Genomic DNA, 25,600 nt, shown 5'->3' with positions numbered 1-25,600 from the left:
ATTCGGCGTTTTTCTCGTGCTATACTTGGTTGCAGTTGAGACTGTTCGGCTTTGATCATCGATTAGGCGCGGGAATCTATCAGGAAGTACGGTAACTGCCTTTTCACTAAACAGTAGAGTCAGCCGTCAGCTCCTGGAACTCGTCCCACTCGGGGAGGCGGTCATCGTCGATCTCTCCTTGTGTTTCGAGGTGCTGGAGCAGGGTGTCGATTTCGTCTTCGAGTCCGTAGTTCGTCGCTTGCTCTTGAAGGTCGTTCTCGTCGACCTTGACGTGGTTGAGCAATAGGAGACAGTACGAGCAGTGGCGGGTATTGTCGTTGATCAGTAACGTGAGACAACAGAGTTCCGCCGGCGAAAGTTCCTCCACGTCCTCGGAGTAGAGGTAGTAGCGGTGGCGGATTAGCAGAAACTGGAGATCGAACGCCGCGAACCGAACGATGCCAGTTTCGTGGAAGTACTCCGCCTCGATCTCCGTCTCTGTCCAGGTGAGAAATTCGTCGTGGTCCTCCTAGAGAATCGTCCCGTTCGGGGCGATCTCTTTTAGGCGCTGTCGGTGGAAAGTACGCCAGTTCGTGTGCGAACTCGTGTAGTCGGTCGAAGTCACCGTTGAAGTCGTAGCGTTCGTCGTCTGTGCCGACGAGACCATGGTCGCGGAGTCGCTTGAGGGTTGATGGTGTTACAGGAGTTGTCACCCCGCTCACCGATTTCGGAGACGATTCGTGGTTAGTTGAGGTAGTAGAGTCTCCTCGAGAGCCTTGTCGGTTAACAGCTCGAGGAGGTCCTAGTAGACTTCGACCGTCCACGCATCTGAGGGAACGACCGGCTTCGGCGACCGTCACGTTTCGTGTAGACGAGGCCCTTCTCGACGAGGTTCGCGACGGCATGGGAGAGGTAGCTCTCGCTGTGGTCGAGCTTCGTCGCGATCCCGCAGATTGTGTCGCTACATTCGACAGTGGCGAATATTTTCAAGTAGTGTTACAGCCAGCGGATACGGGAACCGACGCCATCATCTTAACCAACAAAATTATGGATTGGCGTCTCCTGTTGGTTAACACAAGAGCAGCCGATGTCCTATGAACCACCGAACCCACCGGCGAACCTCCCGACGGAGGTAGTCAACACGCTCAACGATTTCGCACCGGAACGCCTGCGGGACGCTGCCAACTACGCCGAGGAACTGGCTGAACACAAGGAGCGTGAGGCCCGTCTTGAGGAAGAGTCGGGCGAAGACAAGGTCGAGGAACGGCCCGACGACCTCCCGGACGACGTCCCGTCGAAGGCCACGACCACAATCAAAGAAATCAACGACAACCGCTACTACTACTGGCAGTGGAGAGAGGGCGAGAAAATCAAGTCAAAGTACAAAGGTCCAGTCAATCCAGATGAGTAATCTATCTCAAGGAATAGCACCCCGTGTACAAAGTGTATTCTCAGGTTTTGAAGAAGCAGGCCCCGTGTGCGATATGAATTAAACCAAGAATCACCCCGTGTGCAAAGTGAAATCGGAGAGAGAATACTCCTGTCACAAAATCCTTCCGAGAATAGAGTATATTTCACGACATATTAGGTGATAGAAGCTAATTAGTTGGAAGGGGAGGGGAACCGTTTAAGAGATGAAATATCATGTACTGATGTCATATAACCATTAAATAATCTATTGACATGAGTGGGCCACATCCTGTGTGCGATATGAAATCGGAACGGTGTCAAACTTCCTGTCTGCTATTCTCCTTCGAAGAAATCCTCGATCTGAGCGTTAACAACGGACTTGACTAAGTCCTCGTCGTGCTCCACTTCCTCGAGTCGGATATCTGACTGTAGTGTTTCAGCAACTACTTCGGGATCATCAACGAACGTGTATTCCTTATGAACTCCGCTACCGTAGCCCCGTCCTCGTTTATCTGACGTGACAAAATTATAGGTCTCCGCTTCGCTCATGTATCGAAGATAGGAATCGCGCGATTTTTCGTCAGTATCCAGGATATCAGTGATATACTGATAAACTCGGTACGCAACAGTGCTCGGAACAGCGTTCAGGTTTCGGTGAGAGTGGATAGGGACAACGGCAGTCGCATAGAGTGAGAGTTTCTTCTGTGTCGAAAGCCCTTGCATCTGTGTTAAGGTACGGTCGCGCTCGGCCTCTTTCTGAGCACCACGGACGTGCTCTTCGCGCACCATATCTTCTCCTTGCCGATCCGCAATCTCGCCCGCTTTCCGGAAAAGGTCAATCGCTTTCCGTGCGTCACCGTGGTCCTGCGCAGCGTACGCCGAACTGAGAGGAATGATACCGTCCTCGAGGACATTCTCCTGGTAAGCATCGCGACGACGTCCCAGAATCGACTGAAGTTGATTCGCATCATAGTCCGGGAATACGACATCCTGCGGATTGAATGAACTCTCTGCTCGTCCATCGAGGTTCTCCATGAACCGTGGATCATTTGTGAGAGCAGCGACTGAAATGTGTCCTTCGATTCGGCCTAGCTGAGATGCACGAGAGAGTTGATAGAGTAACTTCGAATATGCTGGCTCATCATTTGGTTCGCGTTGCCGGCCGACAAGGAGATCCACCTCGTCGAGAATGATAATGACAGAGTCGAAATACTCGCTCAAAATTTCGTAAAATCGATTCAGTTTCTGGTCAGTTGAGACACCACTCTCAGGAACCCCAGGATCGACGCCGACCTCGATCGCTGCACTTTCGACGAGTCGATAGACAGCACGGTCGTGGGATTTGATCGTCTGGCAGTTGACTCTGATTACGCCGAATCGATCTCCTTGAGCGTTTGCCAGCTCTAGAACTTGCTGACAGACAGCATTGATGATAAGTGATTTTCCGGTCCCAGATGGGCCGTAGAGAAGCATATTCGGAGGGCGATTGCCTTGGAGGGCAGGCCGGAGGTATGTGATAATATCGTCCAGTTGCTGATCGCGACCAACGATTCTGTCTTCGTCAATGACGGCATCTGGGTCGAGGAGTCCTTTGTCTTTGAAAACAGAATTCTGGACCCCCTCTTGAAGACGGCCTTTAATGGATTGTGAGAGAGACTGTTGTTCGTCGCCGTCAGCCATATTATCGGGATACAGTCCATTCCATAAATAGATGTGGGGTACCGTGTGCGATGTTAAACACTCCGAATTCACCAGATATAGGCACAGTATAGGTGGAGTCATTTCAAAGACATCTAACCGCGGGCGAAATCAAACGGAAGAGGCACCCGTGTGCGATATGAAATAGAGCAGATGACCAGTAGAAGATTCAGTTGGAGATAGTGAGTAGAGCCTCACCCCGTGTGCGAAATGAAATATCGTGTCCGAAAGGCTGCCATCTTTCACGTCCAAAGGCGTAGGTCTCCCACTATTGTTGGCCGTCGGGTCAATCCTATTGCGTTGACGGCTTGAATGTAGTTTGTTTTGGATCGTTTGACCCCCACACCCCGTGTGCGAGATGAATTTGCGAAAGGCACAGATAACCTTCTTGAGAGGAATTATATAGATAACTGTTAGAGAGATACCAACGACGGCGTTTTGAACGGAAACAGCAGTTAGATAGAGAATCGAAATGGGGGTAACTCTACTAAGATCTGCTAAAATGTCTATCTCATTTCAGCGTCTTCTAGCTCCAGTACGGTTTTGGTTTTTGGAGAGTCATTATAAATCTTCCTATTGAAATAGACCTTCACTTATTCTTCCAGTACAGTGCCTCTCTTCCGGAGTAATAGACATTTTCGGTGTGAGACTCCTCAGATCGACAATCCACCCTCTCACCTTCTCGTTGATTTCATCTCGCACACGGGGTGTGGGGGTTCACCTTCGCGTTGCGATCTATGCAAGAAGGAAATTTTGCAGGGTGAATCGTCTTGGGGTCAAGCCCCGAAGTATTCTCTTATACCGCTTGACAAACTCACTCTCTCCAGAAGAAGCCTCGTTCTTCAGCGTGGGAAGAATGAGACATCTTTTATACTGAAATTCTGTAACAGATGTCTGTAATAGTCCTCGATAACGTTCTTCTAGGTACTGTACTGGAAGCGACGTACTGGGCGGTAACCGACGATGTCGATCGACTTGAAGGATACAGTGGCTACAAGCGGGTGACTGCCTTGTACAACGAGCAGTTCGGTGACGAGGACAAGGAGGCCTGGCGCGAACACGCTCCTAGCGAGTCACATCCGAGCGTGGAAAACGAACAGTGACCGACGAGGAAGCTTCTCCGATTTTCGAGCGGGGGATGTCGTCGAGACGTTCAGTCTAGGAATGTGCGAATTTCTAAGTGGTAACGCTGTCGCTAGTCTTGGAAAATTACCAGTATAGTTGCTGGTACGACAGGAGAGGGCGATTGAGAGCCGATTTGGAAAGTTTCTGTTCACTGATTTGGCCGGGACTACGCATTACAGGACTGCTAAACCGGCTGTAGTCTCACTCTCTGACTGTTTACATGAGAAGAACTAGTTGTCTCAATACATACAATATATGTGATTTAGATATACTATGATAAGATTAAATATCCATATCAACCAGTCTGTACCAACTCACTTGTTTTCGCTGTCAAGCCATTTTTCGCCCCACTCATAAATTTCGTCGAACGCAGAGAGGAGATCTTCACCCTTTGGTGTCAACGAATAATAGACCGCGACTGGACTTTCTTCTTCCACTCGACGTTCGACGTATTCTTTCTCTTTGAGATCATCCAGCACACGAGACAATGTTTGTGAGTTCGCATTCGTCGCTCGCTTGATCTCATTAAATCGGAGATCACCCTCTCGGAGGACGTGAATTACGGACATTCGCCACCGAGAACCGACTTCTTCGAGGGTCTTGAGAACGGGGCAACTATCGTATTTTGCTTTGAGGGACGAGTCCGATGACATTGATGTGACTTGGTCATATCTATGTTCGCTGAACTATATTAAGATCACGCTTCAATACCAAATATGAAGATATGACTACAACTGCGGCACCCGTCACGCATTGCCAGACGACTACTATCAATCCCCACACAACACAATGAATGTACTAGTACTCGGTGCAAGCGGGCGAATCGGCCAACGAATTACAAACGAACTCCTCAAACATAGCCACGAGGTGACTGGTGTCTCCCGAAGCGGTGAAATCAACACAATCAACGACCCAGACTTCAAGGCAGTCGCTGGTGATGCGACCGACCCCGATGAGATCGCGGAACTCGTTGAGGGCCACGACGCCGTCGCATCGGCGCTTGGCCCATCTGGAGAGGAAAGTGTCGAAATTCTTCCTGAGATGGCGGAGGCACTTATTGAAGGGATCCGACAGACAGACGTTGATCGGTTTGTCTGGACGGGCGGTGCGGGCGGTCTGAACGTCGGATCGGATATAAAGCTCATCGAAACTGACGAGTTCCCAGACGAACTTGTGCCGCTCGCAGAGGCGCATATTGACGCCTTTGAAATTATTCGCGGTGTTGATGATCTCCAGTGGTCGTATATCGCGCCACCGGCACAGATTGAGCCGGGGGAACGAATGGGTGAGTACCGAACGTCGGAAGGACAACTCGTCGCCAGCGAGGACGGAGAAAGTTACATCTCAATGGAGGACTTCGCTATCGCCTTCGTTGACGAACTCGAAAACGACGACGCGATTCACACACAGCTTGCTGTCGGCTACTAAGACGCTAAAGACGACCAACAAACACTTCCTTTCGATTATTATTACGAACCGTATCGATTGTTGAGACGTGTTCTTGATCGACTGCTAGGAGCACGCCAATATTGCACGTGAGTACCACGATCACGAGGGCGAGGGCAACTTCATCTGTCGGTCGACTTCCACGAGAAATTTCGCGTGCTGGGGTCGTTCCATCCTGATATGCGATGTGAGAACGGTGGTCAGTGAGACTATGACCGATGCCGACGAACGACTCGCGCAGTTCATGCGCACGCTTGAGGGATACGACAACTCGGCTGTCAGCGCAGTTGATGACATACTCACAGACTCGACGCCATTGCCGATAGATGATGACGAGATGACAAGTGTCTCGACGTCCTCGAGACGACTGCGGGCGAGCTCTATTTCTCGGCGAGTGACCGCGCTGGGATCACACGGGCGAGTGGTCGGTCCGCTAGTATCTGCGCCACGACGGCGACGCCTACATCCACTGGACAAAGGAAACGGGCGAGTTATACCGTGGACAGAAGGACGAGAATGCCTACCGGGAGGTTCGGTCGGTGATCGAGAACTACGATGTGACGCCGTATCCGATGGAACAGTACCAACTTGAGGAGACTGACACATACTAAGAGGTGCCGGACAATGAGTAGCGATGTCCCTAACCACTAGGTCCGGACCGACCGCCTCCGCAAGTCGATGGACATTCTCTTTCCACAGACCCACAGTGGACAGTGCTTGGTGTGCAACGAACCGGTCGTTGACGGCCGCTGGAACTACTGATCGGAATGATGTCATGAAATAGCCAACGTCACCGTGAACAGATCCTCGAGCGTGATGAGCACACTTGCCAGCACTATGGTCTCTCGAAACGGATGTGGTAGCGGGCCTATCACCACGTACAGGTCTGGGTCGATGAGCGGACCGACCATCTGGACAGGCAAGACCCCGAGAGTACGACCAGTGGCTAAAGCGATGAGACAAGTTACAGGATCGATACGGCGTCACGGATCCGGTCGGATCGTTCCACGTCGACCATATAGCCAATCTCTGAGGGCGGCAACCCGTTTGACGAGCCGAATTTTCAAACGCTGTGTGAACACTGCCACGAACGAAAGACGGCCGACGAGAACACGAGCGCCGCCCCACAGTCGGACGTAATGCTCGTGGGCTATCTGGAATCAGGAGTGGCCAAATCCTCGACGGCCGTTATACGAACCTCTACTGTTCGGAGTGCCAATCCTACTCGGACGATATCGAGGTCGTGTTCGACCGCGAAGGATGGTCAGTGCTTCGCCACCCCTACTGTCTAACCTTGCTCAACGCGGCGATCGACGACACCGCCCAGCCGGTCATGGCGAGCCATCCACCAAATGGAACGTTCGACGATCACCTCTTTCGGACTGACGACTAGCGACTGTTTTCACTCGACACGAGGGGTGTTGAAAACGCCGCAAGCGGCACGGGGGAGAGAAAACGCCCGCTCGCGGTGTGCCTTTTCGGAAGTGGGATTCCGTCGCGTGTGGACTCACGCGACAGTCGAAAGGAAGACTTCTATGCGTATCAGTAGTAGGCTGGTAGTCGCCACGGTCGCGTCGTACCGGATAATGAACGAAACGCGGTGGTTCGAGAAAACGACCAGTAACGAGTCCAGCGACGTCGGGCAACGACTGGCAAGGACTCTCATGCCACAGTGTCTGGTGGCGTGATCGTGTCACGCGTGGGGACGCGACAGATCGCTGTGCTCATGCCCGTGTTATCAACTTCGTTGCAGGCAGCGGTTTCACTCGAAATCTGGTGTGCCGAACGATGTCGCTGCGATACGTGAAAATCAGATTGCACGCGGGGTGTCGCCCTTCTCTATCAAGACCCTCGAGCGCGTACGCGAGAGCATGATAGAACGGCCAAACGGCGTTACGGACTTCCACGAACAGAACCAGTTGATCGTTATTGAGGCGCTGATGCACTTCTCAAGTCCCGTGGATCCACAGTCTGGTGCGCGAGTTTGATCTCGGGGATCCTCGAAAGGCTGTCCCGACGGAGCTTGCCGGAGCCATCACGGATCATATCGATGTTCTGGAGGAGATATTCAGCAACACACCGATGAGGACTGAGATGGGGACGATCGGTGAGGTGATCTAGGGTCGGCGTCTCGTATCGAATATACAATATCACTCGCTCTGATCCTGTCGCGCTCTGTTCCAAGCAGTTCAGTATTATGATGGATATCGTTACCTCTCGGCTACAGAGTTCCGATGCAGACAACCACGTCGCAGTCATCGAAAACCAGTCCCGATATTGGTGGCAGATAGAGAGTACCTGTACTCGAGAAGAAACCGAACGCACCGATATGATCCTTTTGAGCATCGAATAAGGTTGTCTCATGAAACGCACAGATGCTTATTGATCAAATCAGAAACTGGAACTCGCCACCACATCTATGTATCTATTCACTGTCGTTCAATCCATCCAAGATGGGTGGAAGTGGTCATTCGATGCTCTGAATGTAGAGCAATATATCCTGATCTCCGACTCCCCAATGGAAAACTGACATGAGACGGTAACAGGGTATTCTGCCGATGTGGGAACGATTCATTCATCAAATTACATTCCGATTTCGCTGGACCAACCGATACGTAGGTGTGCGAACTGATCACTGGAATTCCTACCATTTGCAGAAGATGTTTATAACGCCATGCGAGATACAATGCGCGTATCAACTACGAGACATCCGCGGTTCCGGCGTTACGTGTAGTGGCTTAGAGAACAACCTCAAACACGAACTATTCGTGGGCAAGTAGTTTATCTAAAATAGGTCTAAGGATCCTCTTCAAGAACGATCAAGTAAGAGGTTGATACAGCGCTGCACAGTTCACGTTTCTCTCCAGTATTTCCAGAGAAGAGGCAAGTCACTGGGAGAAAATAACTTAGCGATCTCGCGTATACTTCCGTTGTTAATTGCTGAGAGGGAGTCTCCGCTGACCTCGTTTAGATCCCGCATGAGCTGATCGTACCGTTCATTTGGTGCGAGATACAGCAGCTTGGTCATCATCAGACGGCGTTCTTGTCGGGATGCGACCTGCTCATGCCAGAGGTCGTCGTAGACGGCCATCGCTCTCGTAGATGTATCCACCGAGCCAGTGAGACAGCGATCGACAGTCATCGCGGCTGCACGAGCCGACTTCATACACTTATACACACCTTCACCCCATACGGGATCGATCGATGGGACTGTATCGCCAATCGCCATAAATGACGTAGTACTCATTGACCCTGGCGGCTGGATATGTGCTGAGCCACGAACCTGTGTATCCGGAACTCGTTTGGCGTTCTCGAAGCGTGGATCAGTATCAAGCCAGTGCTCGAGGTAGCCGTCTACAGTTCGATCTTGGGTAGTGTGCTCTCGATAACGCTCGTTTTGAATGAAACAAACACCGACTTTTGCTGTATCCTCACCAGTGTGGAAGATCCAGGAATATCCCCCAGGAGCGTACTCGTGATCTAGGCCTAGCATCATAGCATTAGTAAGATCAGCATACTCAGGGTGGTTAAGGTTGATTCCCTCAAATTGGTACTCGATTCCAATCGCGTGATTTGTGCGCTCAAGATTGACGACACCCAGGCTTTTGGCCAACGGTGCTGCTGGTCCTGTGGCATCGATGATGATCTCTGCGTAAATCTCCTCGTCACCATTGTATCGGACGCCAACGACATCCCCATCTTTGACGATCGGGTCTCTTACACGGGCGTCAAAGCGATATTCTGCCCCTTTATTACGGCTGTCCTCGATGAGGAATTCTTTGAATTCGGCAAATTCCAGAACGAATCCCGGCTGATCTTGGACGAGATAATTGTTAGGTGATTCAAGAACTACTGAATCAGTCGCGTGCATGACCACGTCGTCGGGGATACCGAAGGAGGTCATCATTGATGCGAAGGTGCCGCCTGTGGATTTGTTGCTCTGTGCCGGGAACTCGTCCTCTACTTCGGTCTCTAAAACGACCACATCGTAGCCACGCTCGGCTAGATCTCGTGCACACTGCGTCCCTGCTGGGCCCGCACCAGCGATTATCACATCGTAGCGATAGTTCATTTCTGATATACAAGTATCCAGAAGCGGTCGAAAGGGTATTGGAACACGGTGCCACTTCCAGTTTGTTCTAATCTCTACTCCCACCTTGCGGTGTCCTTAGTAGGATGACATCTGTGATACAATAGGTCCACAGTATACCTCGCCATGACCAAGGGGAGATACCGCAAGCCCAGTCAAATCAATTGGCTCATCAAAACAACGACACCGATATCAGCGACATCGACAAATTCCAATACGATCTCATAGACGACACTGATCGGAAATTCTTCTGGTATCAGATATGGAAGTGGTGTGAAACTATGGAAACAGAACAGCACTTACAATTCGTTTGGACGTACAACGATACTTTATGACAGAGTTGAGCGAACTGGGACTCTCCAGTTACGAGGAGAAGGTATATCGGGCGCTGCTGGTAACAGGAGCAGTAACTGCGACCGAACTATCCGATATTAGTGATGTTCCGAAAGGCCGTATTTATGATGTGCTCAACGGCCTTGAAGCTCGCAAACTGATCCGGACGCAATCAAACGATCCAAAACAATACGTCGCTGTACAGCCAGAGACCGTCGTTGAGAGACTTCTAGCTGAGAGGACATACGAACTGACTCAAGAGTGGAATCGTTATCAAGAGAGAGCTGAAACGGTCCGTTCGAGCCTTCTGCCGACACCACCTACCGAGAGTAGTTTCTGGCACGGATCACTCGGGAGTGACGAGATGAGCACGGCTTTTCAGCAACACATGCGGACTGCGGAGGATTTCGTTCATGCAGTCATTGGTACGCCCTATGAGAATTCCACATGGGAGACGTTCCAAACCGAAATTGAGGCCCTTTTCGAGGGCGCTAACTCAGGTGTCACAGTTGATCTACTGCTTAGTGAAAAGGTAGTCACCGAACTTCCTGATAGATTCCCGCGTCTAATTGACAAGCGATCGGTCGATGTGACTGTCAGAACTATTCCTGATGTCGTACTCTCCTTCGATGTGATCGATCAAGTAGAGACGACAATTGACCTCCCACATCCAGTATCCGGTGACGATCGGATTGGAGTAGTCGGAATTAAAGATTCGAAGGTGGTCAAAGAGTTTGAGAGATACTTCCAACAACTGTGGGCCAATGGTGATCCTCTCCTTTAGTAAATTATAGACCCCTCTAAATAATATAATTCGCTTGAAGCGAGGAGAGAACAAGAAGTAACGTAGACTAATCAATTCAGCAAAGCAGTAACCATATCTATACATCAAACCAATTCCAATATTTGTTCTATATGAAGGAAAAGAATTCTCCGACATAGGGGACCAGTGAATAGGACGGGATGATCGTAAGTATCAAGCGGTTATTATTGAACAGACCCGAAATATAAGGTCCCGTAGGCACGAATACTGGAATACGTGACTGTTACCAGTATGGATTCGTTGGATTTGTACGTAGTTCGCAATGAGGTCGATTCGGAGTGTGAGTACCACTGCGATGCATTGGCAGCGCAGTTTCCCACCACTGCGGAAATCGATTTCGTGGCAGGTGAACGTGTCCCCCTCGACGAGGCGGATGGCATCGTCTTGACCGGTAGCACAGCTGCCGTCTACGAATCCGACTGTCGTTCATGGATCGCCGATCAGGAGGGCCTTGTCCGCGAACTCATCGATCGAGAGATTCCGACCCTCGGTGTCTGTTTCGGCCATCAAGTGGTCAATTCGGCCCTCGGTGGCACTGTCGAAGAAGTCGGAACAACTGCGACGCTTGTAGAGGCGACTCTGGCCGACGACCCACTGTTTGACGGTGTCGATCCAGTCGTCGTCTCCCTTCATAGTGACGTTGTGACGGACCCGGGGAAAGACATGGAGATCATCGCGTCAGCCGATCACGCTCGCGTGTTCGGGACTCGTCACCGGATCGCACCATTGTGGACTGTTCAGTTTCATCCGGAGATCACAGCCTCACACCGTGACAACCTCGTCAACGACTTCGGATGGAAATCGGAACGGTTCTCGTTCGAGGACGTGACCGCAGGACGGCTCTTTGAGAATTTTGTGAGTCTCGCTATTGATGAAACAATGTAATTGCCAGCTGACGCAGTGGGACCGCTCAATTCTCATATTCACTGAGTAGTCGATCCGATCACGGATTTCTAAATGAAAGGATCATATTATGGAGGCTGACTCTGTTGAAACCCTCTTCTTTAGACACAGACCATGGCGAAACTACTGGTCACTACACATGCTTATTGATCGATTCTGGGGCTTCATGTGGGTGCCAGTCGTGTGACCTCCGACACATCAATCGTATTCGTTTGTTACACCTAGTTGGTAACGTGAGAGTCGTCACTGAACCGCGTTACCGACAATCACAGCGGCTGCCGTCAGAGGCCCGCGGAGCGAAGGACGACCACTGTGAGGACTCCTACACAGAGTGCGATCAAGATATTCTCTACACGATTCATGATCACCGCAGTGATACCTGCTGCCGTCCACTTCGCTGGCCTCTAGCGACGATCTCGGGACCCAGAATTGCGACCACGATTGCGCCCGGGAGCACGGAGAGTCTGGTTTCAGTGAGAGATTGGAAACAACATAATCAGACACACTGCTACTCAAACTTCGTTGTATATTTCCGCTAGGTATCAGATGCAGTTCTTATACGTTCCCTCGACGAAGACGGATGGAACGACGATATTCGCGGCGAATGCTCGTGTTCAGCCGGAAGAGGCTGAAGAGTTCTGTCGGCGCTATAGTAGCCGCTGGCAGATCGAAAACGAATACAAGAGCATCAAACACGATTTCTTGGCGAAGACCTCATCGAAGGATTATCGAGTTCGATTGTTCTACTTCATATTTGCTGTACTTCTCTACAATATTTGGCAACTCACCGACTTCCTGCTGAAAGCTGGTACTAGTGATGAGATGAACTACGCGCCTGTGATAACCGCTAGAGAGTATGTCGAATTAGTTGCTTCGGCGCTGCTTCCTCCTGATTAACTGACTGAGCACACGGGATCGCCTTTCGTGAGCGGTGGCGCTATCTCTTGGTGGAATGCTCCGATTAGTTTCTGACAACTGAAGAGAAAGAGATCTATTGTAGTCGGATTTCCTATCCCATTTCTCCCCTCAGCTAGTCCAACCTCCCGGTGAAACAACGCTAAAACTGTCCATCTTCCGAAACTGTGAACTCTCCATCCCTACAATTCTGTATAGCGATATAATATTTATAGAGTGGAAATATTCACCTACAGCACTCTTATACCGATGATATCATCAGAATAGCTGCTTTTTGCAGAACACACTTGATTAGACCAATAATGTACGGTGCATTTACTAGGGTCCGCGCCCTCTGGGAAGCCGAGTCGATGGCAAAGAGAAACTCCGAGGGTTTACGCGGCCAAATCTCCCTCGAAGACGCGAAAGACGAGTTTATCGCCGAACGCGACGGCAACTACGCATCGAACCTCGAGTACGCACTCGAGAAATGGATCGACTGGACCGGCGACCACGTCCAGACGCTTGACGGCGTCTCAAAGCGAACGATGCGCAACTACGCCGGCCACCTCAAGCGGCGACAAAAGGCGACGCTATCAGCGCGTCGACCGCGCGGACGTACTACAACTACGTCTCAGCGTTGTTGAACTGGGGCGTCGAAGTCAGCGAACTCGCCGAGAACCCGGCAGAGAAACGCGACGCGAAGAAGCCGCTCCCAAAAGGGGGCACGAGCAGTAGCGAACAACAGTTCTAGCAACCCGAACAGCGCGGAGCGCTCACCGAGTACGTCGACGAACGCGCTCGAGCGGCAATCGATGCCGATGGGATGGACGCCTTCGAGGAGGTCCGCAACCGAGCGTTGATCTACGTGCTTGCGTACTCGGGTGTTCGCGGGTCGGAAGTGCTGGCCGACTCGAGACACGACGACCGGAACGGTCTCCGGTGGAGCGACGTCTACCTCGAGAACAGCATGATCCAAGTCTTCGGAAAGAGCCAAGATCCGAACGAAGAGGTCGGACTCACGGGCCAACCATCGAACCGCTGCGACGACTCCGCACGCTTGTCGATCCGCCTGCCGAACCGTGGCCGGTCTTTCCCTCGAGACACCCGCCATCGCTGTACAAGGCGATCGAAGACGCCGGACACGACAAACCCGACGGCGACCCGTGGGACTACGCCCTCGAGCACGATGTCGAACCGCAGTCGATGAGCACCTCCGGTACTCGAACGCTATTGAAACGACTCTCGAAAGAAGCCGAGGTACTGGGACTGGATTTCGAGGACGGTGAGTATCTGACCCTCCATGGCGCTCGCCGTGGCGTCGGCGAGACGCTATACAAGGAACACGGCGCGCAACGCGCCCAACGGACGCTCCGGCACGCCGATCCGAAAACAACCTCTGAAATGTACTCGCACATCGAAGCGAGCGAGCTGGGCGAGGACAATACGGGTGTGTTTGAAAATGAATAGTGTCACAATCGTAATGCAGATTCCGGAAGTGGATATTTCCTTGATTAGTTTGCAAGTTCTCGGCTCTGTTGAAGTCCTTGAGGGGTTACACGTTTGGACAGTAGTGGAACCGAATGCAAGCTCTCCCAAAGTCACGGTTGCTCCGATTTGTCGAGGAGGCATTTCAGTTAGCGTAACGTGCTGTGGCTCGATACTCATCGAAGTTCTCAAAACAACGCTACACGCTCCATCAACACATCGTTCTCCTGTGTCTCAAAGTGCAGAAGGACACAACCTATCGGACTCTCCTCGACGAACTCATCGAGATGCTCCGCATTCGGAGAGCCCGAGATCCTCGTTCCAGAACTCACCGAACGAACGGTCGTGGTGGCGACTGAGAGCCGCGAGAAATGACCGCGCATCGTGATCCCGAAACCATTAGTGGGGAGGTTTCTCGCTCGTGGGATCGATACTCCCTGCTTCAAGGCAGGGGGCGATCTCGTCCCAATACAGGTCCGTGAAGTCCTCGAGCGAACACGAGGATCGGACACCATCGAATGATAGCACCCGCTCAGCATCGGTCTCGTTCTCCTGTTCGGCATCCGATCGACTCATTGTAACGATCTCTGGGGAATTCGACCGTCCAAAATTGGATTGGTGCAGAATTTGGATAGAGGCCCAGTCGCGGTCCAGTATGGCGATTCTAAGAGTGGCATATTCGAGTTATTCAGCGTTTCAGTCGGTCCTTATCAGTTTGTGGGTTCGGCTGACCGGGAGAGTCTGCTAAACCCACGGTGGGTCTAGCGATAAAATGCGCTATATGAATAAACCGTATATTGCAATATGGTTTCCTCCGAGTTGAGTTGCGAACGACAAAAAACGTTCACGGGGTAAATACACAATCTCAATAGCCGTACAAAAATCCCATCAGATATCAGAAACCGATAAGAAAGCAGGACATCGAATTGTAGCTGAACCGGGGCCGATCCAATTACACACTCTTCCATTGTGAGCTAGACACCGGTATTAACGCACTGTATTCCGACCACTACTATCCAACTACGAATAATCGAGGTCGTCCCGATTCTTGCCCACTTGGAATCGTCCCTACTGGAACCGATCACACTCGTTCGCCGTCACTTGAAGTCTGGTCGCGAATCTCCCAAACGATCAGCTCACACTGTTTCGAGACTTGACCGACCTTCTTGCGTAGCGATGAGATCACACTGTCTCGGGGTTGATCGCCTCGATCATTGACCTCAAGCCTGCTGACACCGTCGACGTGCTTGAGATTGGTAAATAATTTTACCTTAGCAAATAAGACCAATATATTACATTCCAAATAAGAAATTCATATATGGTTCCAAGTGTAAAATCATCTATGGGCAAGCCATACCGAAGACGGAACGTTCTAGCCGGAGTCAGTGCTGGCTTTTGTTTCCTCTCAGGGTGTGTCGGTGAACAAGAGTCAGATGGCGATATATGTACCTTCTCTACGGAAACAGCATTCAAGACAGACTATATTGAATCATTGAATTACATGGGTACTGATACGGATGATGGCGATTTTCATATTACTATTATCGTAGAATTAGACCCAAGTAGATTAAATTCTATCACTATATACAATAAGGATGGTTCTGAAGTTGTCAGCTTTGCTGTGACTGATGACGAAATGGAACTATCATGGGATGTTGATGAACGTCCGTCAGATAGGACGTTTGAATTAGTTGCATATGATAGTGATGAGGAAATTGATCGAAGTATCGTTCGAGCAGAGTGCAAGTAGGTCGATTTCAAGATTTAGCACATTTTCACGAACTACCCTTACTTAGCTGGAGGGGGATATCCTCCTTGCGTGTGATAACAGAGAATCCATCGGCTGACCACTAGCGATCGGTTTTCATATAGGGATTTCCCTATTAGTAGAAGCAGTTCAAGGTCGTATTCAGTTTTGTGTAGTAACTCCAGTCTAGAGAATACTCTGAGATGTAACTATCAGAAGTAGTGAGTAATGAGAGACCGTTTATTATTTCTGTACCGTTATCGCCTTTTGTACACCCCTGATACTCGAGTTCGTACTTTGACCCACTTCCAGTCGAGGTGTGGTTCGTAGTACGAACTGTTCCTCCACCGACTGTAACTGTTGTTCCTAATGACATCGATCCTCCGCCTTTCGCTGCACCAATACCCACATTAATATCTTGTCCGCCATCAGAGACGCTATCTTGGGGCTCATATGTGTACAGCGACCAATCACTAGGCAGATCGATGTAATTCTCCATCTTTTCCACCTTTGTATTATGTGATACATGGCCGAAATCCGCTCTGGACATATGCCATAGAATGTAGACGTTATCTCCATCCGCAGACTTGTAGTCACCTTCATACACTGAAACCTGATGGCGTGTTTCGCCGAGCTCACCAAATGATCCAGTTATCTTCTCGACTCCAGTGTCCCATGTGTCATCAAGGGTGACTTGTTGTGGATCATCTGGAGATGCCGCTTGGATACTGATTGGACTAGAATCCACTACCTCATTAACAACTCCTGGGGGAATAGTCTGCGCAGGACTCGACTTCTTCATTTCTTTTCTTGCGTACTCTTCAAGTTCTTCGTCACTCATCGGATCACTCTCGCTGAGTGTGACAGATCCTCTGAATTCGCCTGATCCTGCTGATCTTTCTTCGTCTGACTCAGCACTAGCTGCTCCAGCGGTCGTGGTGAATCCGATACCACCTAGAACAGCTGACTTTTTCAGCACGTTGCGTCGATTGACACCTTCACCATTTGAAGTCATCAATTACCTGTTATCACACTATTACTTATAACTATGCTTTATCTGATTTTATGGACTTCATCCAATTAATGATCAACAGATCCAGTATTTGGTATGGTATAACAAGCTTAGAAATAATTTCTAACACTAATTGGCGAGTGTTTATTTACTAAAATATTTGTCGCAGGTAAGCGAGAATATCCAAAGACAACTTCCGAAGATATCGTAAAGGCACTTTGACTCATTTTCAACCCCGAGATCGAGCAGAAGCAGGCGGTGATCGACGACCGGTTGACGGCCGTCGACGATCTCAACGCTGTAGCTAACGCGATGCTCGCCGAGGACGCACTCTTCGGCTGGCTCGAGGGCGGCGACGAGTACGCGGTCGACGAAAACTACACCGTGTCGTGGTCGACGTTCTACGCAGTCACTCGAGAGTACGAGGATATTGGGTTCCCTGAAGATCCCGCCTTATTCGCCGACGAGTTTGCCTCGCTTGAGAGCCTCGTAACGACGATCTCCGAGGCCGCGGCACAGCTCGAATTGAGCTCAGACGAGTACCGCTCGGATGTGCCGACCAGCGGCTACTACCGGTATGAACAGGCCCTCGATATCCTTTCTGAAGGTGAATACACGGCCGATCTACCGAGCCGGCAGACGCTCGAGGATGCGACGCCACCAGAGTAATGTGTGAGAGCGTCGACCGAGACCGTCTGACCATCCGAGAGCGCCTCATCGGAGAGTGCCTTGATCCGCGGCTGCCCCTCCGGAGTCGCGTAGCGAATCGCGTAGTCCTCTCCTCGAGTGAACTCAGTCTCGCTGCTGGAGTCGTAGATCGTTTCCTTCCGGTCGACGATCTTCGAATCGGGGAACGGCAGGTCGTCCCATGTGTCGATCGCGACATCGACAGACTGGCGGGGTCACTCTCGCGGCGCCGCCGTAGACGATCGCCCGCTCAACGATGTCCTCGGTCTGCTGATCGATGCTATAGTCCACGATCTCGGGATCGACGCTGGCCTCACGCTGGCCCAGATGGATCCATTCGATCGAGATTCCGCCGTTCTTCCAATGAGCCTCGAGCACGAAGTTGCCGGTCTTCGCGACCTCGCGAAGAACGTCGATCAACTTTCTGTCGAATGACCGGTTCGTGAGGACGGGCGTATCGTCGAGGATGGCATCGATCTGGAGGCTATCTAGGCCCTGCATCTCGTAGCCATAGCAGGGCGTCGTATCGCGAGCGCTTAGCGTCTCGTCGTAGCCAACGCTGACGTGGGCGGCGGTGGTCGTCGCGAGTTCCAAGTACATGATCGTATGACTCGAGGCATCGGTCACTGTGTTCCACGAGCCGGTACCGTTCTCGCGGAGCGCCAGTTCCGGCATGGCGTCGCCGTGTTCATCGCGACCTTGAGCGTGAGTTCGGAGATTGCCAGTAAGGTTGTGATCTCCTCGAAGTTTTCACGGTGAGGTAAGGATTCGGTCGTGGCCCCGACAGAATCCGTTCGATCCGAGACATTCGGACCCTCGTCATTGAGATCGTTCCAACATCGACTATCCAAACGGAATCTTGGTCTCAGACCCACCTACCACTGACAACCATTCAGGGAGGGGAGTTTGACGCCGGCTTCTGGCCGGCGTTTCCCGAGAGATTAGATCTCGACCAGCGACGAACTCCCGCAGAGGCACTCCTGCCGCGAACCGGGCTCCTCTATGGAACTCATTATCACCAATCCGCAGTCTTCGCACCGCCGGATGATCCATGATTCGCCAGTTGCCATACACTCTCGAGACGGAGAGTAGTCTTAAGCAGCATGCGAGTCCGGCTGTGACAGCAGTGTTGTTATTCGAGTAGTGGCTCGGGCGATGATTTATATACGAAGCCGCGGCCAACGCCGGCGATGCCACTCACCAACCGACAGGAGGACCTCCTGATCGCCGTTGCACTGACCGAATTCTCAGTCCACTACGAGCAAGCAGATCCCAAACTCGCCGAATAGGCGTGGCAGCTGGCCGCCGACGGTCTCGTTGATCACGACGTCGAGCCACTCGAGGCTGTCGACGCACTCGAGATCGGATAGCTATCGCTCGGCGTCAAATTGCCTTAAGAAGACCTCAAAAGGCCGCCCGGATGGGCACAAGGGGGATGGCCGCCGGGCGGCATGGAAACAACATCGGGGTGGGGTTGGATGCTGATTGGATCGTGTCGCGCCGTGGGAACGCGACAGTGAATATGTTCGTTGTAATCCTTATCAACTTCACCCCGATTCTAACACTCTTAGAATCGTCCGTGAATGTCACCACAGCCGTTGTGCTTCGGATGTGGGATGCCCCCTAAATCTTTGACACCCTCGGAGTCGAATAACCAACATCTGCGATCTCGACACGCCAGCGATTATCTTGGTAGCTGGCGAACGACAGCCGCCAGTTTTGGATGAGATACGTTCCGAGTCGAAACTCGTCATTCTGGCGCGTCAATCGTCATGGTGGGAAGCCTGAACGAACTTCGGAACGTCGTCGCAAGCACTTACCACCGCTTTCGTCTTGTTACAATCGTAGAAGTCAGCTGCGCGTTCGATGGCGTCTCGGCGGTATGCATAGTCGCCGTCGGTTCTGATTCGCGTACTCGTACACACGACCCCCGAAATCCTAGTTTTTTCGACTCACTGAGTGGGCTATTTCGGCCTCAATCGGAGAAACGTGTCTACTATCCAGAGAAGAGCTCATCTCAAACGATGAACTGACTCGAAATATGCACACGAGGGTTTGCGTCTCGTGTGCATATTCGGGAATCGGATTCTGTCGGCGTACAACCAGAGGGGAACAATTGAATTGAAACGATACCTCTCCAGCTTCTATGAGGAATAATCGAGTTCTCTTTGATCTATCTACTTGCCTTTGTAGAACGAATTCACATGAAAATAGTTCGACACTAATCGTTCACTTGGTAGTCGACCGTGCAGTTCCGCTGCGGGTCCGTTCGAGCAGCGATACAGCGACGGGTTCGATGCGGCTCGAGTACTGCATGAGCGACGTTCCGAGAATACTCATCACGAGGACGTAGCCGACGGTAAAGGCATAGATGGTCTGGGCCGTCTCCGCTGCCATGCCGCTTCCGGCCCCAGAGAGGGCAAGACTCGCGATGATCAGCGAGAATTCGCCGCGGGTGGTCATCCCGAACCCGACCCGTAGCGAGCGGCGGTCGTTGAGGCCGTATATCCGTCCACCGAGGTAGCCACTCACGATCTTCGTCGGCGTCGTCACGATCACGGCGGCGACGATCATCCCGAGAATCGAAAGCGTGAACAGCCCCGGATCGGTGACGAGCCCGATCCAAAAGAAAAAGATCGCCGCGAAGGCGTTCCGGAGCGGTTCGAGCAGTTGCTCCAGGTCGTGGACGTGATCGGTCGAGGAGAGGGTCATGCCGACGAAGAACGCGGCAACGGCCTCGCTGACGCCCAGTTCGAGTGCGATTCCGGCGACGAGGATCGTGACGCCAAGTGTGCGGACGACGATGAACTCGTTCGTGTCGACGTCGAGAAAGCGCTGAAAGAAGCCGGTCCCGAAGGTGACGAGCCCGAGCAACGCAAGGATGAACCCGACGGCGATTCCGATCTGGCCAGCGGCCTCACCGATGTCACCGCCACCCAAGAGTAGTGCGGATGCGATCGCCAGGTAGACAGCGATGAACAAGTCCTCGAAGACGAGCGTCCCCAGCATTGGTTCGGACTCGTTGTTGGCGATCCAGCCCAGATCGATCAGTGACTTCGTGATGATCGCACTCGAGGAGATGTAGACGATTCCTGCTGTAAGGAAGGCCGCGAGGAAGGTCCCGAAGACGAGATAACCGAAAACCAACCCGATACCGAAGTTGATGAATAGATCGACAGATCCCGCTTTGCCGATCCGGTCTTTGCTCGCGACCAATCGGCTCAGGTTGAACTCGAGACCGAGGAAGAACAACAGGAGGACGATCCCGATCTCTGCACCAACGACGATAAAGTCGGTTTCACCGAGTGCGAACTCGCCGAGCGCTGCGAGAAGGTCGATCCCGCCAACAGTTACCTCAGGGAAAGTGACAGCGATACCACCGATTCCGAACTCACTGCCGGCGAGCGAGGGGAGCTCACCTATAGTAACCGTTAGAACTTTCTACTCAGAGATTGTTGCTAAGCGTAGTGGATCATCTCGACGAAATCTCTGTCGAGGAATTGCAAGATGCCCTCGACAACGTGGAGGGGAAGAAGCCGACACAACGGCTCTTAGCGGCAATAGCGTTCAAAAACGGCGTTACACAGACTGAACTAGCCGAGTGGTACGACATTCAGCGACGCACGATCTATAGCTGGCTCAAGCGACTCGACACCGACGAGTCGCTTGAGCAGGCTGTTACTGATGCTCACCGATCTGGGAGAAACGAAAGCTCTCAGAAAAGAGCAACAAGAATTCGAGGAAGTTGTCCACGACTCACCCGAGGAAGTTGGGGTTGACGCGCCGGCGTGGACGCCGGCGCTCGTCCAGCAGTATCTCGACGAGACCTACGATGTCGAGTACTCAATCCCGAGTTGCCGGCGGTTGCTGAACGAGGCGGGATTGAGCTACCAAAAACCACGCCGCACAGCCGCTGAAGCTGAGGCTGACGAACAAGAAACGTTCTACGACGAACTCAAAAAAAGCGGCGGGAGATGGACGCCACAGTAGTCTGTATCGACCAAACCAAGAAATCCGTGCAAGTTGAGCCGCGTGCCGCGTGGTTTCCGCGCGGCACGCGACCCTCTGTCGAACTCTCTGGCCAACGCGACTGGACGTGTCTGCTGGGCGCGATCACCGAAAACGGTGATCGCTTTTTCTCCCGATTCACTGAGTACGTCACCGCCGAACACACGAAACATTTCATTTTAGCATTATGCAGAGAATTCGAAGGTAACTTGATTGTCGTCCTAGATGGAGCGCCATATTTTCAGGCGTCAGCCGTCACGGACCTGGCGGCCCGTGACGACCTCGCCTTCGTGACGTTACCGTCGTATTCGCCGGAACTGAATCCTGTCGAGGAGTGCTGGAGACAGCTTCAAGCGTCTCTTAGCAACCGCTTCTTTGATTCACTCGACGAGCTGACGACAGCGATTGATACAGCTCTCGACCAACTCTCAATCCCAAAGGTGAGTAACTATTTCTAACGCCTACTATAGTACGTTCGATCCCAGTACCACTCCGATGATAATGTAAACGGAATCACCGACTGATCAATCCGACTCGAGAGGACTCCGGCGAGTGCGACTGCGGTAAAGAGGACGCCGACGTCGACGAGTGCCGTTTCAGTCGCCACTACCGATCACCTCGGGCAGAAACATTCGTCGCGATCACTCGTCGAGTCCGGCTCCGAGCAGTTCCTCGAACTGAGCGCAGTCCTCACGATCGCCGATGACGACCAGCGTGTCACCGACCTCGAGGACTGTCTCCGGCGTCGGCGGTGAGATCAGTTCCTCGCCGCGCTGAATGGCGACGATGGAGACCCGGTCCGATCGCGGATGTTCGCCTCAGCGAGGGTTTGGCCGGCTACCTCGGCCGTCTCGGAGACGCCGTACCACTCGAGGTAGGTATCATCCGAGAGCATCGTTTCCACCTGTTTGACCTGAACCGGCTGGAAGTACGCTCCTTCCAAAATCGTGCCGATTTTCCGGGCCAAGCGATCCGACACCTCGAATACCTTTTCGCTGTCTGCATCCGCATCAGCTTTCAGGTATACCTCTCGTTTCCCCGTGTTGTGGGTCACGATGACGAGACGCTCCCCGTCATCGAGTTCGATCTCGAACTTCTTTCCGACGCCGGGGAGATCGCTCTCGTAGACAGTCATACGTCACAAAAGCAAAGACACAGTAATAAATGGCATGTCCCGTCCGACTGATTGTAATCGTCCTTTCTGTGATTTTTCACGAAGGTGTCGTAGTAACAGCTGCTCAGGCTCGTGCCAGTAGGACAGATGTATCTACTGTGCGGATGACACGGTCGGATGTACTGCCGAGGAGGTGTTCCTTTAGACCAGATCGGCCGTTTGCGCCCATGACTATGAGGTCGATATCGTGTTTAACACTGTACTCTGTGATCACTTCGTGAGGCTCGCCCTCGCGAATGGTTCGGTCGTATCCACACCCGCTTCTTCGGCTCGATTCACAGCGTCATCAAGAGCTGAGTCAGCTTCCTCCTGGAGTGTCTCCGTGAGTTGGGGTGCAATGCTGCCGGACGCACTTGCAGACATCTCCGTACCTACGTCTACCACATTGAGAAAGTGAACCGTCGTTACTTTGTTCTCTGCTATCGCGATAGCTTGATCAACCGCTGCTGTACTCGATTCACTCCCATCCGTGGGAACCAGTATCTCGTCATACATGAGTTTCCGTTCTACTACGGCAGATAAAAACTGAAAGCATGCAGTCGCGCATCTTTGGATATGGAGTTGATTTTCACATCAATTGGTTAATGCATTTGGAAGGTTACTACCTTTGTCACTCAGTTACAACTAATTGTCCTCTTCTTCCGAAGAGGTGGCAAGAATCGAGAAAAGTGCCCAACTGACCCAACCTAATGCAACTATTGTTCCAAGAACATAGACGCGCCGAATGATGATATTATCGGAAATTTGGATGAATATTCCTAGTAGAAAGACGTACCCGGCGAGAATTGGAAAGATGTCGCCGAATCCTTTAGGATTACGAAGGCTAGGTAATCTCACTTCAGTTGTTCAGTGAGTGCGGAACGGCTTTACTTTTTGGTGTCTCGTGTATAGATTCTGTTTTAACCACATAGAGATTTCACGCTTAAATTTCTAAGCTATAATCTCCCTTACTACTACAGAAAATGTAAGCATAGCGTCTACTATAAGTAGATAGTCTGAAAATCCAACACCAATAATTGAAATCTGTGGTCCTACAATCATTATCATGATCTGTGCGCTCTGTTGCCCATCGGAAGATTAGTTGCCCATGTTCCTCTATTACACATACAACAGATATAGGACTGGTTGAATAGGTCCAAGATAGATTTATAAGAGGGCCTGTAACAACCACATCAGTAGATCCCAACAAAAATGGATATACTGTCTTTCATGGAGTCTTCAATGAAAATTCACTGTATCTGTCATACTAGCGGGATCTCATTATGAACGTACGAGTAAACTGGCGAGTGAGCTGTAGTCTGGTTGGAACAGTCTTAAAATGGCTCTCAGCGCCGCTGTTACTTCCGCTTGTGATCGCGGTTTACTATAGAGAGAATCCTTTGCCATTCGTGATCACAATTCTTGCTACAGTAGTCCTGGGAGTCCTGTTAGAACGTCTTACAGAGGACCGTGATCTCGGTACCAGAGAAGCGTTCCTAATGGTTTCACTTACTTGGTTTGCTGTCGCCGTGATCGGAGCAATCCCGTTTCTGGTTGCTGGCGAGGGAGCTCTTGCACACCCAATCAACGCATTGTTTGAGAGTACGAGCGGGATCACAACGACAGGAGCAACGGCTATGGTTGACTTCTCTGTTCACACCCAGTCAATCCTCATGTGGCGGCAGCTCATCCAATGGCTTGGGGGGTTAGGGATTCTCGTTCTTGCGACAGCAATCCTCTCACATTTGGGGATTGCAGGTGCTCAGTTGATGGAAACAGAAACTCAAACGAGAAACGTTACGAAGCTAACACCCCGGATCGCTGAAACCGCTCGTCTTCTATGGACTCTATACATCGGTCTCACTGTCTCACAGATGGTGATCATGTATCTCCTTCATCTCGTCGGACTCGCACCAAATATGACGCTATACGATGCGATTGCTCACCCTCTCACGACGATTTCAACGAGTGGCTTTTCGCCACGACCTGCGAGCATAGCAGCGTTCTCACCTGCGGTCCAATGGGTCGTCATCGCGTTCATGGCTATCGGCGCAACGAATTTCATTCTGATTTATCTCGCCCTTCAAGGACAACACAAACGACTCTACGAGAGTGAAGAATTCCGATTCTATGTCGGGATTTTGCTCTTTTTCAGCATTGGAATTGGTGCGATTCTTAGTCACGATACAATATACCCCGAAAGCATAGAGGCGACGGTTCGCCACGCGGTATTCCAGGTTGTCTCGATAACCACAACAACCGGATATGCGAGTACGGATTTCAACATATGGTCCGCCTCTACGAAGAATCTACTATTTATTTGCATGTTTATTGGCGGAATGGCGGGTAGTACGACGTGTTCGATTAAAGCGCTTCGCTGGCTCATCGTTTTGAAGTCATTTAGACGAGATCTCTTTATTGCAGGCCATCCACAGGCAGTTCGTCCGGTTCGATTATCCGGTGGCGTTGTCGATGAAGAGACGATCAGAGACGTTTACGCATACACACTCGTGAGCATTATTTTCTTCATTACAGCAACAGTGTTTATCGTGTTCGATACCTCACGAGTCGGACTTCAGATTGGAGAGTTTGAGGCAATGAGCGCTGCTGCAGCCACATTCTTCAATATCGGACCAGGATTCGGAATTGTTGGACCCTTCGAAACCTACGAGGTATTTCCGATGAGTACGAAAGCAGTAATGATCTTTCTGATGTGGATTGGGCGTATTGAGATTATCCCTGTTTTAGTTCTTCTCACACCATCATATTGGAGACAGTGAGTAGTCATACGTACCTTCTATTGC

The 25,600-nt window shown here is 51.4% G+C and carries 16 protein-coding genes and 11 pseudogenes; 16 read left to right on the top strand and 11 right to left on the bottom strand.

Translation table 11 applies throughout. The features are described from left to right. Window positions 1-106: 106 nt before the first annotated feature. A pseudogene (locus tag K6I40_RS02570) lies at window positions 107-969 on the bottom strand (transcriptional regulator TrmB). A 97-nt stretch (window positions 970-1,066) separates the two neighbouring features. On the opposite strand from K6I40_RS02570, the gene K6I40_RS02565 reads away from it, so the two are divergent. Next, on the top strand, window positions 1,067-1,390 hold the full coding sequence (locus K6I40_RS02565; protein ID WP_222912724.1) for a hypothetical protein: 324 nt from the start codon (window positions 1,067-1,069) through the stop codon (window positions 1,388-1,390). Window positions 1,391-1,722: 332 nt separating this feature from the next. Here the strand turns inward: K6I40_RS02565 and K6I40_RS02560 are convergent, their stop codons facing one another. After that, window positions 1,723-3,069 (bottom strand): orc1/cdc6 family replication initiation protein, encoded by a 1,347-nt coding sequence (locus K6I40_RS02560; RefSeq protein ID WP_222912723.1) that lies wholly within the window; start codon window positions 3,067-3,069, stop codon window positions 1,723-1,725. Between the two features lie 953 nt (window positions 3,070-4,022). Here K6I40_RS02560 and K6I40_RS02555 point away from each other — a divergent pair. Next, window positions 4,023-4,190: pseudogene (locus tag K6I40_RS02555) on the top strand (MarR family transcriptional regulator); the annotation flags it as partial. Window positions 4,191-4,526: 336 nt separating this feature from the next. On the opposite strand, the gene K6I40_RS02550 reads toward K6I40_RS02555, so the two are convergent. After that, window positions 4,527-4,865: a helix-turn-helix domain-containing protein gene (locus K6I40_RS02550; protein ID WP_222912722.1), complete on the bottom strand. Its 339-nt coding sequence runs from the start codon at window positions 4,863-4,865 to the stop codon at window positions 4,527-4,529. 136 nt (window positions 4,866-5,001) lie between these two features. Here K6I40_RS02550 and K6I40_RS02545 point away from each other — a divergent pair, with 136 nt between their 5' ends. The 4 genes from K6I40_RS02545 (at window position 5,002) to K6I40_RS02535 (ending at window position 7,779) form a co-directional block, all read left to right on the top strand. Next, a complete protein-coding gene (locus K6I40_RS02545) occupies window positions 5,002-5,640 on the top strand; it encodes an NAD(P)H-binding protein (RefSeq protein WP_222912721.1) in 639 nt (212 codons plus the stop codon). Between the two features lie 1,043 nt (window positions 5,641-6,683). After that, complete coding sequence (locus K6I40_RS28810) at window positions 6,684-6,950, top strand: hypothetical protein (protein WP_305082480.1); 267 nt, start codon at window positions 6,684-6,686, stop codon at window positions 6,948-6,950. Beyond that, window positions 6,902-7,051 (top strand): hypothetical protein, encoded by a 150-nt coding sequence (locus K6I40_RS02540; RefSeq protein ID WP_222912720.1) that lies wholly within the window; start codon window positions 6,902-6,904, stop codon window positions 7,049-7,051. Before K6I40_RS28810 ends, K6I40_RS02540 begins: the two co-directional genes overlap by 49 nt. A gap of 581 nt (window positions 7,052-7,632) precedes the next feature. Further along, window positions 7,633-7,779, top strand: a complete 147-nt coding sequence (locus tag K6I40_RS02535; protein ID WP_222912719.1) for a hypothetical protein — start codon at window positions 7,633-7,635, stop codon at window positions 7,777-7,779. Between the two features lie 730 nt (window positions 7,780-8,509). On the opposite strand, the gene K6I40_RS02530 is transcribed toward K6I40_RS02535, so the two are convergent. Beyond that, on the bottom strand, window positions 8,510-9,730 hold the full coding sequence (locus K6I40_RS02530; protein WP_222912718.1) for a digeranylgeranylglycerophospholipid reductase: 1,221 nt from the start codon (window positions 9,728-9,730) through the stop codon (window positions 8,510-8,512). Window positions 9,731-10,079: 349 nt separating this feature from the next. Between K6I40_RS02530 and K6I40_RS02525 the strand changes: the two genes are divergently transcribed. From K6I40_RS02525 to K6I40_RS02505, 5 genes and pseudogenes are all read left to right on the top strand, one after another. After that, window positions 10,080-10,865, top strand: a complete 786-nt coding sequence (locus K6I40_RS02525) for a helix-turn-helix domain-containing protein (RefSeq protein WP_222912717.1) — start codon at window positions 10,080-10,082, stop codon at window positions 10,863-10,865. A 270-nt stretch (window positions 10,866-11,135) separates the two neighbouring features. Continuing rightward, window positions 11,136-11,789 (top strand): type 1 glutamine amidotransferase, encoded by a 654-nt coding sequence (locus K6I40_RS02520; protein ID WP_222912716.1) that lies wholly within the window; start codon window positions 11,136-11,138, stop codon window positions 11,787-11,789. A 537-nt stretch (window positions 11,790-12,326) separates the two neighbouring features. Further along, a pseudogene (locus tag K6I40_RS02515) lies at window positions 12,327-12,704 on the top strand (transposase); the annotation flags it as partial. Between the two features lie 368 nt (window positions 12,705-13,072). Beyond that, window positions 13,073-14,171 (top strand): annotated as a pseudogene (locus tag K6I40_RS02510) (site-specific integrase). 113 nt (window positions 14,172-14,284) lie between these two features. Then, window positions 14,285-14,491, top strand: a pseudogene (locus tag K6I40_RS02505) (IS5/IS1182 family transposase); the annotation flags it as partial. Here the strand turns inward: K6I40_RS02505 and K6I40_RS28845 are convergent. Continuing rightward, window positions 14,487-14,765, bottom strand: a pseudogene (locus tag K6I40_RS28845) (hypothetical protein); the annotation flags it as partial. The pseudogenes K6I40_RS02505 and K6I40_RS28845 sit on opposite strands and share 5 nt — an antisense overlap. A gap of 766 nt (window positions 14,766-15,531) precedes the next feature. Between K6I40_RS28845 and K6I40_RS02495 the strand changes: the two are divergent. Then, window positions 15,532-15,939, top strand: a complete 408-nt coding sequence (locus tag K6I40_RS02495; RefSeq protein ID WP_222912715.1) for a hypothetical protein — start codon at window positions 15,532-15,534, stop codon at window positions 15,937-15,939. 133 nt (window positions 15,940-16,072) lie between these two features. Here K6I40_RS02495 and K6I40_RS02490 read toward each other — a convergent pair whose 3' ends face one another. Further along, window positions 16,073-16,951, bottom strand: coding sequence for a hypothetical protein (locus K6I40_RS02490; protein ID WP_222912714.1), 879 nt, complete (start codon window positions 16,949-16,951; stop codon window positions 16,073-16,075). Between the two features lie 255 nt (window positions 16,952-17,206). Between K6I40_RS02490 and K6I40_RS02485 the strand changes: the two genes are divergently transcribed. Further along, window positions 17,207-17,617 carry a hypothetical protein gene (locus K6I40_RS02485; protein WP_222912713.1) on the top strand — a complete coding sequence of 137 codons (411 nt, stop codon included), beginning with the start codon at window positions 17,207-17,209 and terminating at the stop codon, window positions 17,615-17,617. A 123-nt stretch (window positions 17,618-17,740) separates the two neighbouring features. On the opposite strand, the gene K6I40_RS02480 is transcribed toward K6I40_RS02485, so the two are convergent. Continuing rightward, on the bottom strand, window positions 17,741-18,310 hold the full coding sequence (locus tag K6I40_RS02480) for a hypothetical protein (RefSeq protein WP_222912712.1): 570 nt from the start codon (window positions 18,308-18,310) through the stop codon (window positions 17,741-17,743). 515 nt (window positions 18,311-18,825) lie between these two features. Here K6I40_RS02480 and K6I40_RS02475 point away from each other — a divergent pair. Further along, window positions 18,826-19,005: pseudogene (locus K6I40_RS02475) on the top strand (hypothetical protein). Between the two features lie 859 nt (window positions 19,006-19,864). Here K6I40_RS02475 and K6I40_RS02470 read toward each other — a convergent pair. Then, window positions 19,865-21,058 (bottom strand): annotated as a pseudogene (locus K6I40_RS02470) (cation:proton antiporter); the annotation flags it as partial. 44 nt (window positions 21,059-21,102) lie between these two features. On the opposite strand from K6I40_RS02470, the pseudogene K6I40_RS02465 reads away from it, so the two are divergent. Beyond that, window positions 21,103-22,101, top strand: a pseudogene (locus tag K6I40_RS02465) (IS630 family transposase). Here K6I40_RS02465 and K6I40_RS02460 read toward each other — a convergent pair. The 3 genes and pseudogenes from K6I40_RS02460 to K6I40_RS02450 form a co-directional block, all read right to left on the bottom strand. Then, window positions 22,098-22,250: a hypothetical protein gene (locus K6I40_RS02460; RefSeq protein WP_255681338.1), complete on the bottom strand. Its 153-nt coding sequence runs from the start codon at window positions 22,248-22,250 to the stop codon at window positions 22,098-22,100. The pseudogene K6I40_RS02465 and the gene K6I40_RS02460 overlap by 4 nt on opposite strands. A gap of 34 nt (window positions 22,251-22,284) precedes the next feature. Beyond that, a pseudogene (locus tag K6I40_RS02455) lies at window positions 22,285-22,778 on the bottom strand (TrkA C-terminal domain-containing protein). Window positions 22,779-22,881: 103 nt separating this feature from the next. Then, window positions 22,882-23,312, bottom strand: a pseudogene (locus K6I40_RS02450) (universal stress protein). Window positions 23,313-24,079: 767 nt separating this feature from the next. On the opposite strand from K6I40_RS02450, the gene K6I40_RS02445 reads away from it, so the two are divergent. Continuing rightward, window positions 24,080-25,576: a TrkH family potassium uptake protein gene (locus K6I40_RS02445; protein WP_222912711.1), complete on the top strand. Its 1,497-nt coding sequence runs from the start codon at window positions 24,080-24,082 to the stop codon at window positions 25,574-25,576. Window positions 25,577-25,600 lie beyond the last annotated feature (24 nt).

The sequence above is a fragment of the Natrinema sp. SYSU A 869 genome (genome assembly GCF_019879105.1).
Taxonomy (GTDB): Archaea; Halobacteriota; Halobacteria; order Halobacteriales; family Natrialbaceae; genus Natrinema.
The sequence above is the reverse complement of the archived record's forward strand: the minus strand, read 5'-3'. Positions and strand labels throughout refer to the sequence as shown.